The organism is Prevotella sp. C0026C3 (assembly GCF_056590795.1).
Map to the genome: position 1 here is coordinate 156,157 of NZ_JBWPWW010000002.1, position 12,361 is coordinate 168,517.

Here is a 12,361-nt window from a genome sequence, read left to right on the forward strand (position 1 = left end):
TATATGGTATGGCGAAATCATTACCCCCCATTACCATTCCACCTCCCATCATCAAGGAACACATTTCATTATGGATAAATTCATAGAAGTAAAAGGAGCCAGAGTCAACAACCTCAAAAATATCTCTCTAAAGATTCCACGTAATAAGTTTATCGTTATTACCGGTGTTTCCGGTTCGGGTAAATCGTCACTGGCTTTTGATACATTATATGCCGAAGGTCAACGAAGATATGTAGAAAGTCTATCGGCTTATGCACGTCAATTTCTTGGGAGAATGAACAAACCGGAATGTGATTTCATCAAAGGCATACCTCCCGCTATTGCCATCGAACAAAAGGTAATAGCTCGTAATCCCCGTTCTACCGTCGGCACTTCGACCGAAATCTACGAATATCTTCGGTTGCTTTATGCTAGAATCGGGCACACCTATTCACCCATTAGCGGTGAAGAGGTAAAGAGACATTCTCCTGAAGATATTGTCGAATGTACAAAGCAATATTCAGAGGGGACCAAATTTATGGTTCTTGCCCCACTCCATTTAATCGAAGGTAGAACTTTAGTGAAGCAATTGGAAATGAGTGTGCAAGAAGGATACACCCGGCTCTTTATGAATGGAGAGATAGAAAGGATTGATAATATACTTGATAAGATTAATCATGATCCGACATTAGAAAACGCATTAGACATTACAGACATGAATCTAGTGATAGATAGGCTCAGCGTATCAACAGAAAAAGATTCCATTTCCAGACTCATAGACTCTTCAGAGACGGCTTTGTACGAAGGAGACGGGCAATGCAAGTTGGTCTTCCTACCCTCAAATATCATCCATGAGTTTTCTACTAAGTTCGAAGCAGACGGCATCCAATTCGAAGAACCCAATGATAATATGTTCTCATTCAACTCTCCTTTGGGCGCATGTCCTACTTGCGAGGGGTTTGGAAAAGTCATTGGTATCGACGAAAAATTAGTTATTCCGAATTCTGCATTAAGCGTATACGAAGATTGCGTGCAATGCTGGCATGGTGACAAGATGAGTGTTTGGAAGCAGGAATTTTGTAAACGGGCTCAGAAAGACAACTTTCCAATCTTCGAGCCCTATTACTGTCTATCACAAAAACAAAAAGACATGCTATGGCATGGGCTACCTTCTGAGCAGTCGCTTCCACTAAGCGAGCGTGTTTGTATCGACTCTTTCTTCCAAATGGTGAAAGAAAACCAATACAAAATTCAGTATCGTGTGATGATGAGTAGATACCGCGGAAAGACGACATGTCCTGACTGTCACGGCACGAAACTCAAGAAAGAAGCATCGTGGGTGAAGATTGCCGGCATGAGTATAACCGACCTTGTAGAGATGCCCGTGAAGAATTTGAAGCAATGGTTTGACAATCTAAAACTTGATAATCACGATGCCGAAGTCGGTAAACGCCTGCTGACGGAAATCAAAAACAGACTCACGTTCCTTGTAGAAGTAGGGCTAGGCTATCTCACTCTCAATCGTACATCAAATACTTTAAGTGGTGGTGAGAGCCAACGTATCAACCTAACTACCTCATTAGGAAGTTCGCTGGTAGGCTCACTATACATTCTCGATGAACCAAGCATCGGCTTACATAGCAGAGACACCGACAAACTGATTCATGTTTTACAAGAGCTGCAGTCGCTCAACAATACAGTTATGGTGGTCGAACATGATGAGGAAATGATTAGAGCAGCCAACTACCTTATTGATATTGGCCCAGATGCCGGTACCAATGGTGGACGGATTGTTTTCGAAGGAAATAGTGACAGCCTTCAAGACAATTCACAGAAACTACTCGAAAAATATCCGGAATCATACACGATTAAATATCTTACAGGGATAGAGCAAATATCCACACCCTGTTCTAGGCGCCATTGGAACAGAACTATAGATATCAAGGGAGCTAGGATGAATAACTTGAAAGGGCTTGATGTGAAGATTCCATTGAATATTCTGACTGTCGTAACAGGAGTTTCCGGCTCTGGTAAGTCCTCACTTATCAAAGGAATCCTCTACCCTGCCCTCAAGCGTCATCTTGATGAAGTAGCCGAATTGCCGGGTGAATACACAGCTTTGGAAGGCGACTGGAAATCTATTAAACATGTAGAATTCGTCGACCAGAATCCGATAGGTAAGAGTACACGTAGCAATCCTGCCACTTATGTCAAGGCTTACGACGCCATCAGGCAGCTATTTGCCGATCAACCCTTATCTAAGCAATTAGGTTTTACCCCTCAATATTTTTCTTTCAACACAGACGGCGGAAGATGCGAGGAGTGCAAGGGCGCAGGTGTTATAACCGTAGAAATGCAATTCATGGCAGATTTGGTGCTCGAATGTGAATCTTGCCATGGGCATCGTTTCAAGCATGACATACTCGATGTGCGGTATCAAGGTAAGAATATAGATGATGTACTCAACATGACAGTATCTGAAGCCATTGAGTTTTTCGGCCAATATGGACAGACACAAATCGTCAACCGACTTACTCCACTAGAGTCAGTAGGATTGGGCTACATCAAGATGGGACAAAATTCAAGTACGCTTTCAGGCGGCGAGAACCAACGTGTAAAATTAGCTTACTTCATAGGACAGGAAAAGCAAGACCCCACATTGTTCATTTTCGATGAACCTACTACCGGCTTACATTTCCACGACATCAACAAATTACTCAAATCGTTTAACTCTCTGATAGAGCGAGGGCACAGTATTGTTGTCATCGAACACAACATGGATGTTATCAAGTGTGCCGATTACATCATCGACCTTGGTCCAGATGGGGGCGACAAGGGGGGACAATTGGTTTGTGCCGGAACACCGGAAGAAATTATAAAGTGTAAAGATAGTTGGACAGGAAAATTTCTGTCGTCAAAGCTTTAGGTTGAATTGAATCCGCTGCAAAACTGAGACAACAGTGCTGTCTTGGCTTTTCAGTAAAACTGCAAGGTGCGAACAGCTATGCTGCTCGCACCTTGCAATAAGATAAATATAATAATAATTAATTCTAATCTAATTGAGACTGCTTATTAAGCATGTAGCTTTGAATCTATAACCATGAGTCCCTTATCTGTGCAAAGCCCTCTTATGAACAATAGCAATGCATTTCTGAAGACACGTTGAGGCGTATATTTTTGATAAAGTTTCTCCTCCATAATACCTTGTACTGCATAATTGGCTATCTCACGTATAATTCCATAGTCGGCATCTGCACGAAAATAACCTTCCGCTATACCCTTAGAGAAAAAATCATTCGATTTAGAATTGCGCTCTCTTCGTTTGCTTTCAAGATACTCTATGACCTTAGTATATTTATGGAGTTCCGCAAAAAACAGCGGATTGATTTCTGAAAGCTTAGCCATCTGAATACGATAGAATTCTATAATAATCTCCATAACACCATTTTCCGGCGAACTACAAAACTCTATCATATGCTCATCATAGGCTTCTTCCATCTTTTTCAAACCCTCAAAAAGCAAAGCTTCTTTATTAGCATAAAGCTCATAAAGAGTACGTTTGGATATTAAAAGCTTATTAGCAATATCATCCATCTTCACAGCTTTGATGCCATGCTTATGGAATTCCTGCATAGATATATTTAATATCTTTTCTTTCAGCTCTACTCGATATTGGGTTGTGATGTTATTTTTTTGCATAAATACGCACAATTAGCCTAAAAACGAATTAATACATTGCAAAGATACAAAAAACAAGAAAAACCGATATACATTTAAACGTTTTTTCGTAACTTTGCTTCTTAGAGATAGTTACTAAACATTTTATAATATACATAGTTATGGTTAAAGTTACAAAGGAGGCCGCGCTCCTTTATCACAACAACATCAGACCGGGCAAGATAGAAGTCAAACCCACAAAACCTTATCATACACAGACCGATTTAAGCCTAGCCTACTCGCCGGGTGTAGCCTATCCATGCCTAGAGATTCAGAAGAATCCTGACGACGTATACAAGTACACCGACAAAGGTAATCTAGTCGCTGTTATCAGTAATGGTACGGCAGTATTAGGCCTTGGAGACATTGGTGCTATGAGTGGAAAGCCTGTAATGGAGGGTAAAGGACTGCTATTCAAAATCTATGGTGGTATAGATGTGTTTGACATAGAAGTTGATGAAAAAGACCCTGAGAAATTTTGTGAAGCCATTGAGAAAATAGCTCCTTCATTTGGTGGTATCAACTTGGAGGATATCAAAGCTCCGGAATGTTTTTATATCGAAGAAAGACTGAAAAAGACACTGGACATTCCAGTGATGCATGACGACCAGCACGGTACGGCTATCATCTCCGCAGCAGGCTTAAAGAATGCTTTGGAAGTTGCCGGTAAGAATATAGGCGACGTAAAGATTGTCGTCAATGGAGCCGGAGCAGCTGCTATCAGTTGTACAAAATTATATGTAGCATTAGGAGCTAAAGTAGAAAACATTCTCATGTTGGATTCTAAGGGAGTCATCACTGACAACAGAGAGAAACTCACACCACAGAAAGCAATGTTTGCTACAGCAAGAAGAGACGTCCATACTCTTGAAGAAGCTATCAAGGGTGCAGACGTATTCGTAGGTTTATCGAAGGGCAATATCTTGTCTCAAGACATGATTCGCTCCATGGCTGAAAACCCTATCGTGTTTGCATTGGCCAATCCTGTACCCGAAATTAGTTATGAGGATGCCGTTGCCAGCCGTCCCGATGTATTGATGTCAACTGGACGTAGCGACTATCCTAATCAGATTAACAACGTAATCGGGTTCCCCTATATCTTCCGTGGTGCGTTGGATGTCCATGCCAAAGCTATCAACGAGGAGATGAAATTGGCTGCCGTAGAAGCTATTGCCAATTTGGCAAAACAAACAGTTCCCGATGTCGTAAATCAAGTTTATCATGTTACGGATTTGTCATTTGGCCCTAAATACTTCATACCGAAGCCTGTAGACCCACGTTTGATTACAGAAGTAAGTGCAGCCGTTGCCAAAGCAGCTATTGAGAGTGGTGTGGCTCGTAAGACTATTACAGACTGGGATTCATACAAACAAGGATTGTTACAGTTGTTGGGACAGGAAACAGCTTTGACCAGAAAACTTCACGAAACAGCTAGACTACATCCGCAGAAAGTAGTATTTGCTGAGGGTGGACACCCAACAATGATGAAAGCTGCAGTACAAGCTAAACAAGAAGGTATATGCTTTCCTATCCTATTAGGTAATCCTGACCGTCTTAACCGTTTGGCTCAACGATTGAAATTAAATCTTGATGGTATCGAAATTATCGATATGCGTGCCGATCAAGAACAAGGACGTCGTGCTACATTTGCAAAACATCTAGCCGAAAAGAGAGCTCGTAATGGATATACTTTTGAAGAGGCTTACGACAAGATGTACGAACGCAATTACTTTGGTATGTCTCTAGTAGAAGATGGTATAGCCGATGCTTTCATCACAGGTCTATACACCAAATACAGCAATACTATCAAAGTTGCAAAAGAAGTGATTGGTGTTCGCGAAGGCTATAAGACATTTGGCACCATGCATATCCTTAATACAAAAAAGGGTATCTATTATATTGCCGACACATTGATTAACCGTCACCCTGACGAGAACGTACTTACAGACATCGCTAAGTTATCAGCCCACACTGTAGAGTTCTTTAACGAGACTCCGGTTATGGCCATGCTAAGCTATTCTAACTTTGGTACCGACGAAGTTGGTAGCCCCGTTAAAGTTCACATGGCGGTAGAGCAAATTCAGAAGGAGTTTCCCGATTTGGCTATAGATGGTGAAATGCAAGTCAACTTTGCGCTCAACAAAGAGTTGAGAGACGACAAGTTCCCATTCTCACGCCTAAAAGGTAAGGACGTCAACACATTGGTATTCCCCAATATGAGTAGTGCAAATTGTAGCTACAAATTGCTACAAGCGCTAGACGCCGATACAGAAATCATTGGCCCGATTCAAATGGGACTCAATAAACCTATTCACTTTACCGACTTCGAAAGTTCTGTTAATGATGTAGTAAACATTACTGCTGTCGCTGTAATTGATGCGTATGTTGAGAAATTGAAGAAAAGTAACAATCAGTAAATACTAACTAATGGTATGCATTTCCCTATTAGGGAATATGCATACCATTTATACTTAATAATTTATGACCAACAAATTGATTATAGAAAAATTATCTTGTACGGACATATCCGTATCATCTGTATCTAAGGTATTCCAAGAAAAAGGAATTCAGTACGAACGATTAACTCATTCAAATTGGTTTGAGCAATTCCCTTACGAGCCAAAAGTAGAATTTGCTATCGCGCATAACGGCCAATACATCTTCATCAATTACAAAGTAGAAGAGGAATCTATAAGAGCGCAAGCGCTCACAGACAATGGACATGTGTGGGAAGATTCTTGTTGCGAGTTCTTCATTTCACCCGACGGACAGACCTATTATAATTTTGAATGTAATTGTATTGGTACGCTATTAGTAGGATTTGGTCCCGGACGTGAGGCACGAACCTTAGCCTATCAAGACATTACAAGCACTGTAGAACGTTGGAGTTCATTGGAACATCGTGAAATAGAAAACACAGAAATAGGCTCTTATACATGGGAATTATCTTTAAAGATACCTACCATGGCATTCTTCAAGCATGATATCAAATCTTTTGATGGACTTGAAATGCAAGGTAATGTATATAAATGTGGTGACAAATTACCGCATCCTCACTTTTTATCACTATTCCCAATCAATCTCCCAAAGCCGGACTTCCATTGTCCAACATTCTTCAAAGAGATTCAATGCTCAAATAAGGCACTTTGATAAGACTGAGGCATATTATACTGTTCATTGCTTGTCTGATTTATAACTCGACTTATGCGCAAAGGAACGAGGTGTATTCAGACAATATAGCTTCATTGCAAATCAGTGGAGTGAATGAGTTATTACCTATATATTATATGGATAGCTCTACTCCACTGACTATTGCTTTTGATGAATTGTCTCACGATTATCACCACTATGCATATAAGATAGAGCATTGTGAATATGACTGGGCGATCTCAAAAGACCTCTTTGAAAATGACTTTATTGATGGATTTGCAGAAGATAACATTATCTATGATGCCCAGCAATCCATCAATACCAACATCTTATACACACATTATTCATTTGAATTGCCCAATAAGGATTGCAGATTCAAGATTGGAGGAAACTATAAGATAACCGTTTATGATCTAAATAATAAAGAACAACCGGAATTTACAGTTTATATTTTGGTTTCAGAACAGACGATGGGAGTAAATCTTAATGTTATTACCAATACGGATATAGACATCAACCATAGCCATCAACAAGTCGAAATGAAGGTAAATTATGGCAGTATAAGTGTTATAAATCCAAGTCAGCAAATCAAAGCTACAATCTTACAAAACGGTAGATGGGACAATATATGCGCAAATCCGACACCCACTTACACTACATCTAGCGGATTACAATGGAGTCATAATAAGGATTTAATATTCTCTGGAGGAAACGAATATCGTAAATTTGAGATTCTAGATGATAATCACCCGACACTGAAAGTTGAATCTATAAAATGGGATGGCAATCTATTCAATGCGTATATTACAACAGATGAGCCACGAACAAGTTACGTATATGACGAATCAGCCAATGGTGCTTTCTTCATTCGCAATAGCGATAATATTGACAATGATACACAATCAGATTACCTAAAAGTACATTTTAGATTAAAATCACCTCGATTAAGCCATCCTATCTACATCAATGGAATATGGACAAATGGCCTATTCAATCAAAAAACAATGCTATCGTACAATGAAGATGAGCAAATGTACGAAACAACCATCCTATTAAAGCAAGGTTACTATTCCTATCAATATTTACAATACCATCCTAATAATGGTGCGATATTTGTTCCTAGTGAAGGAAACTTCTTTCAAACTAGGAACAAATATCAAGCACTCATCTATTATAGAGGTTACGGAGAAAGGACAGATAGACTCGTTGGAGTGGGTCTATCTAATTACCATTAGCCATTCTCACTTTATTCAATATTCGCACATTCAGAGCAAATGCCCTTGTAATAAAGCTGTACTTCATCGACAACATGCCCATGAACGGTCTTGGGCAATTTGAAAGTGGGAACATCTTCATCCATCAAATCAACTATTTTTCCACACTTTTTACAGAAGAAATGAACATGTGGTGCTGTATTACCATCGTAACATGCTTGTCGATCATCAATCGTTATCATTTGCACCGCATTCCGCTCTGCGAGGAGATGCAAGGTATTATAGACTGTCGTCCTACTTAAAGTAGGAATCTCATCATGTAATCCTTGATAGACATCTTCCACAGTTGGATGGGTAAAATGTGTCAGGAGATAATCCATTATAGCCAATCTTTGAGCTGAAGGACGAATACCTCGCTCTACGAGTTTGTGATAAGCACTCTTATTCATTATTACCTGACTGAATAATTAGCTCTACCATTTCTGAAGAGGTGACCATTTTCTGTTCGCCAGTGGTCATGTTTTTTAATGTAACTTTATTAACAGACATCTCGTTCTCACCCACAATAGCAACATAACCTACGTTCTTTGCATTAGCATAATTCATCTGTTTCTTCATCTTAGCTTGGTCTGGATAAACCTCAGTACGAATCCCTGCCTTGCGTGACACCGTTGCTAATTGAAGGCTATAAGCAGCCTCTGCCTCTCCTAAATTCAAGAAAAGAAGCTGTACACTATTGTTCGTTTCCTTCGGATATAAGTCTAGTGTATTAAGAACATCATAAATACGGTCTGCTCCAAAACTAATACCAACCCCACTGATACCGGATAAACCAAAGATACCGGTAAGGTTATCATAGCGTCCACCTCCCGTAATACTACCAATAGGAGTATCCAATGCCTTCACTTCAAAGATGGCTCCGGTATAATAATTCAGTCCACGAGCAAGCGATAAGTCCAACTCTATCGTATTCTCTAAAGTTGCTGCTTTGAGTGAATCTAATATAAATTGAGTCTCTTCAATTCCCTTCAAGCCAACTTCTGAACTTTGCAGGAACTCTCGCATTGTATTCAATTTTTCGTCATTAGTACCCGAAAGCGAGATAACAGGTTGCAATTTAGCTATCGCTTCTTCGCTAATACCATCGTTACGTAGTTCTTCATTGACATTCTCAATACCAATCTTATCGAGCTTATCAATAGCTACAGTAATATCAATGATCTTATCTGCCTCTCCTATCACCTCGGCTATACCGGATAATATCTTACGATTATTAATCTTGATAGCTACGCGAGTGCCAAATTTAGAGAAGACAGTATCAACGATCTGCATCAGTTCTACCTCATTCAGTAATGAGTCTGATCCCACAATATCAGCATCACACTGATAGAATTCACGATAACGTCCCTTCTGGGGTCTATCTGCTCGCCATACCGGTTGAATTTGATAACGTTTAAAAGGAAGCTGTAGCTCTTCCCTATGCATAGCGACATATCTTGCAAAAGGAACCGTCAAATCATATCTTAGCCCCTTTTCGCAGAGTTTACTTGCTAATTTTACAGAGTTCCTTTCCTCTAATTCCTGATTATCAATCTTTGCTAAATAGTCTCCGGAATTCAATACTTTGAAGAGTAACTTATCGCCCTCTTCTCCATATTTACCCATAAGAGTCTGCAAGGTCTCTAATGCCGGTGTCTCTATCTGTTGAAAACCATAGAGCGAATATACTTCTTTTATTGTAGAGAAGATATAATTCCGCTTGGCCATTTCTATTGGGCCAAAGTCTCTTGTCCCCTTGGGTATACTTGGTTTATTTGCCATTATTTATTTTCTAACAATTGTTTGGGCGCGATCCGGCCCTATTGAAATAATCTTAATTGGAGTCTTCAACTGAGCCTCTAAGAACTCTACATAGCTACTAAACTCCTTGGGGAATTGTGATTCTGAAGTAAATTGAGTCATATCAGTCTTCCATCCGGGTAGCTCTTCATATATCGGTTCAACCTCATCTATATCATATGGGAAATCAGAAGTAACTTCTCCATTCTTCAACTTATAAGCAGTGCATGCCTTAATTGTATCAAAACTATCAAGAACATCGCTCTTCATCATAATCAATTCGGTCACACCATTGACCATAATAGAATAACGCAATTGGACAAGATCTATCCAACCACAACGACGCTCACGCCCTGTAACAGCTCCATACTCATGTCCTAGGTCTCTCAATTTCTTTCCGGTTTCATCGAATAATTCCGTAGGGAATGGTCCGGAACCTACTCGTGTACAATAAGCTTTCATGATACCATACACGTTTCCAACCTTGTTTGGGCCAATACCCAAGCCGATACATGCTCCTGCACAAATCGTATTAGAAGACGTCACAAATGGATATGAGCCGAAATCAACATCCAACATTGTGCCTTGAGCACCCTCACACAAGATGCTAGAACCATCTTGTAAATATCGATTAATCTCATGCTCACTATCCACAAAATGGAATTGACGGAGATATTCAATACCTTCCATCCACTTCTTCTCAACTTCTGTAATATCAAAGTCTGTGTAGTTAAGAGCCTTCAACATTTCAATATGGCGTGCTTTATGGGCTGCATATTTCTCTTCAAATTTGTCAAGGATATCACCAACTCTCAAGCCCGCTCTACTTACCTTATCTGTATAAGTAGGACCGATGCCCTTACCTGTAGTACCCACCTTGTTCTTACCTTTAGCCAACTCTTGTGCGGCATCCAATAATCTGTGTGTAGGCATAATCAGATGAGCCTTCTTCGAGATATGCAATCTTTCTTTAAGAGGGTGCCCACTCTTCTCCAAATCCTTCGCTTCATCCATGAACAAGTCGGGAGCAAGAACTACTCCATTTCCGATGATATTCACCTTTCCGCCTTGGAATATGCCGGAGGGGATTGATCTTAAAACATATTTCTGGCCTTCAAATTCCAAAGTATGTCCGGCATTTGGCCCCCCTTGGAAACGAGCCACAACATCATATTGAGGTGTCAGCACGTCAACAACCTTCCCTTTACCTTCATCGCCCCACTGTAATCCGAGCAGGACATCAACTTTACCTGTTGTGTTCATTGTTCTATAGATATTTCGTTTAATTTCTATTCTACTTGATTCGACTTGTCACGATTAAACTTTGTTTGGCATTTACTACAAAGGCCATAAACGTATAGAGAGAAGCCGTCCTTGTAAAAGCGCTTGTATTTCACCTCATCAATGGCCTTAGCTATCTCCGGATAATATACCTCCGTCACTTTACCACACATCGTACAGATTTGATGGCAATGATTTTTATTAGCATAGCTTATCTCATATTTGGTTCCATCTAGCAATTTATGCCGCACTATCAGGCGTAATTTAAGAAACAACCGCATTGTATTATACAATGTGGCACGACTAACTCTGAAATTAAGTTGCTCTAACTTCCTACTTAACTGTTCTAATGAAAAATGTCCTTCAATCTGATAGGCTGTTTCCAAAATGGCATGTCGTTCCGGAGTCTTCCGTTTATTATTATTTTCCAAATAGCGATCTAGAACGTCACGAGCCGTCTTTAATGCTTCCTCGTTCATATTGCACCTGTCATATTGTCCCACAAAGTTATCAAAAAACTTCTATATATAAAAACATTGATAGACAAAATCTACAATATTCCATCCAACCTCTGTAGAATGATATCTGCCCGCTCTTGATAATCCTCCCCCAAATCCATAAAACGATACAGGCTATTAGTCGCTGCATGTCTGACTCCAACATGCTTACACTTCAATGCTGCGACGATGCTACTTAAATATTCTTGCGCATCAGCATCAGTAGGAATATGTCCATTCACAAACAATCTAGCTAGCAATTGATAAGCCATTATTTGCATCATTTCATTATCCGCCACCATCCATTTATAAGCTAATTGGGGTGAACGCTCCCAATATTGCAACAGATTAAAGGCCAACAACTCCGCCATTTCCTGCGAATTCACTTGTTCACCCCATGCTTCCAACAACTCATCGGTAAGCGATTTCACCGGTATTATCAGCGTTGCAAGAATCTTACATTCCCTGATATTCTCTTGCCACAATGCCAAGGCTAATGCTTCATCCTTGCCGTATTCCACAGCCATCTTTTGCAATTCTGGCAAAGGCACTCCCCAATTAATCTTATAACTGACACCTTTTTGCCCCATAGAATGAGCTGTGGGACCACTCATATACAGCCTGAACGACTGTTTTATCTTCCTTAATTTCTCGTGTGTTATTTCTTCCATTCTATTCTGTTTG

The 12,361-nt window shown here is 40.0% G+C and carries 10 protein-coding genes; 4 read left to right on the forward strand and 6 right to left on the reverse strand.

Annotated features, from left to right (window positions below; translation table 11 throughout):
* Positions 1–70 precede the first annotated feature (70 nt).
* A complete protein-coding gene (gene uvrA / locus AC1EK4_RS01835; RefSeq protein WP_480356800.1) occupies positions 71–2,905 on the forward strand; it encodes an excinuclease ABC subunit UvrA in 2,835 nt (944 codons plus the stop codon).
* Positions 2,906–3,051: 146 nt separating this feature from the next.
* Here uvrA and AC1EK4_RS01840 read toward each other — a convergent pair whose 3' ends face one another.
* A complete protein-coding gene (locus tag AC1EK4_RS01840; RefSeq protein ID WP_062433862.1) occupies positions 3,052–3,678 on the reverse strand; it encodes a TetR/AcrR family transcriptional regulator in 627 nt (208 codons plus the stop codon).
* A gap of 140 nt (positions 3,679–3,818) precedes the next feature.
* Between AC1EK4_RS01840 and AC1EK4_RS01845 the strand changes: the two genes are divergently transcribed.
* The 3 genes from AC1EK4_RS01845 to AC1EK4_RS01855 all read left to right on the forward strand — a co-directional run bounded on the left by AC1EK4_RS01845 (position 3,819) and on the right by AC1EK4_RS01855 (position 8,081).
* Entirely contained in the window at positions 3,819–6,113 is a 2,295-nt protein-coding gene (locus tag AC1EK4_RS01845; RefSeq protein ID WP_036898719.1) for an NADP-dependent malic enzyme, read from the forward strand.
* A gap of 64 nt (positions 6,114–6,177) precedes the next feature.
* A complete protein-coding gene (locus tag AC1EK4_RS01850) occupies positions 6,178–6,846 on the forward strand; it encodes a carbohydrate-binding family 9-like protein (protein ID WP_062434715.1) in 669 nt (222 codons plus the stop codon).
* Entirely contained in the window at positions 6,846–8,081 is a 1,236-nt protein-coding gene (locus tag AC1EK4_RS01855; protein WP_480356876.1) for a type IX secretion system plug protein, read from the forward strand. Before AC1EK4_RS01850 ends, AC1EK4_RS01855 begins: the two co-directional genes overlap by 1 nt.
* An 11-nt stretch (positions 8,082–8,092) precedes the next feature.
* On the opposite strand, the gene AC1EK4_RS01860 is transcribed toward AC1EK4_RS01855, so the two are convergent.
* The 5 genes from AC1EK4_RS01860 to AC1EK4_RS01880 form a co-directional block, all read right to left on the reverse strand.
* A complete protein-coding gene (locus AC1EK4_RS01860; protein WP_036898726.1) occupies positions 8,093–8,509 on the reverse strand; it encodes a Fur family transcriptional regulator in 417 nt (138 codons plus the stop codon).
* Complete coding sequence (gene hisS / locus AC1EK4_RS01865) at positions 8,502–9,881, reverse strand: histidine--tRNA ligase (protein ID WP_036898729.1); 1,380 nt, start codon at positions 9,879–9,881, stop codon at positions 8,502–8,504. Before hisS ends, AC1EK4_RS01860 begins: the two co-directional genes overlap by 8 nt.
* 3 nt (positions 9,882–9,884) lie before the next feature.
* A complete protein-coding gene (locus AC1EK4_RS01870) occupies positions 9,885–11,162 on the reverse strand; it encodes an adenylosuccinate synthase (protein WP_036898732.1) in 1,278 nt (425 codons plus the stop codon).
* Positions 11,163–11,188: 26 nt separating this feature from the next.
* A complete protein-coding gene (locus tag AC1EK4_RS01875) occupies positions 11,189–11,659 on the reverse strand; it encodes a Fur family transcriptional regulator (RefSeq protein ID WP_062434707.1) in 471 nt (156 codons plus the stop codon).
* A gap of 71 nt (positions 11,660–11,730) precedes the next feature.
* Positions 11,731–12,348 carry a DNA alkylation repair protein gene (locus tag AC1EK4_RS01880; protein ID WP_480356804.1) on the reverse strand — a complete coding sequence of 206 codons (618 nt, stop codon included), beginning with the start codon at positions 12,346–12,348 and terminating at the stop codon, positions 11,731–11,733.
* Positions 12,349–12,361: the final 13 nt, after the last annotated feature.

What these genes read in the sequence shown, in the direction of transcription:
- uvrA (WP_480356800.1), top strand. Translation starts at nt 71, where the DNA reads ATGGATAAATTCATAGAAGTAAAAGGAGCCAGAGTCAACAACCTCAAA.
- AC1EK4_RS01870 (WP_036898732.1), bottom strand. Translation starts at nt 11,162, where the DNA reads ATGAACACAACAGGTAAAGTTGATGTCCTGCTCGGATTACAGTGGGGC.
- AC1EK4_RS01875 (WP_062434707.1), bottom strand. Translation starts at nt 11,659, where the DNA reads ATGAACGAGGAAGCATTAAAGACGGCTCGTGACGTTCTAGATCGCTAT.
- AC1EK4_RS01880 (WP_480356804.1), bottom strand. Translation starts at nt 12,348, where the DNA reads ATGGAAGAAATAACACACGAGAAATTAAGGAAGATAAAACAGTCGTTC.
- AC1EK4_RS01845 (WP_036898719.1), top strand. Translation starts at nt 3,819, where the DNA reads ATGGTTAAAGTTACAAAGGAGGCCGCGCTCCTTTATCACAACAACATC.
- hisS (WP_036898729.1), bottom strand. Translation starts at nt 9,881, where the DNA reads ATGGCAAATAAACCAAGTATACCCAAGGGGACAAGAGACTTTGGCCCA.
- AC1EK4_RS01860 (WP_036898726.1), bottom strand. Translation starts at nt 8,509, where the DNA reads ATGAATAAGAGTGCTTATCACAAACTCGTAGAGCGAGGTATTCGTCCT.
- AC1EK4_RS01840 (WP_062433862.1), bottom strand. Translation starts at nt 3,678, where the DNA reads ATGCAAAAAAATAACATCACAACCCAATATCGAGTAGAGCTGAAAGAA.
- AC1EK4_RS01850 (WP_062434715.1), top strand. Translation starts at nt 6,178, where the DNA reads ATGACCAACAAATTGATTATAGAAAAATTATCTTGTACGGACATATCC.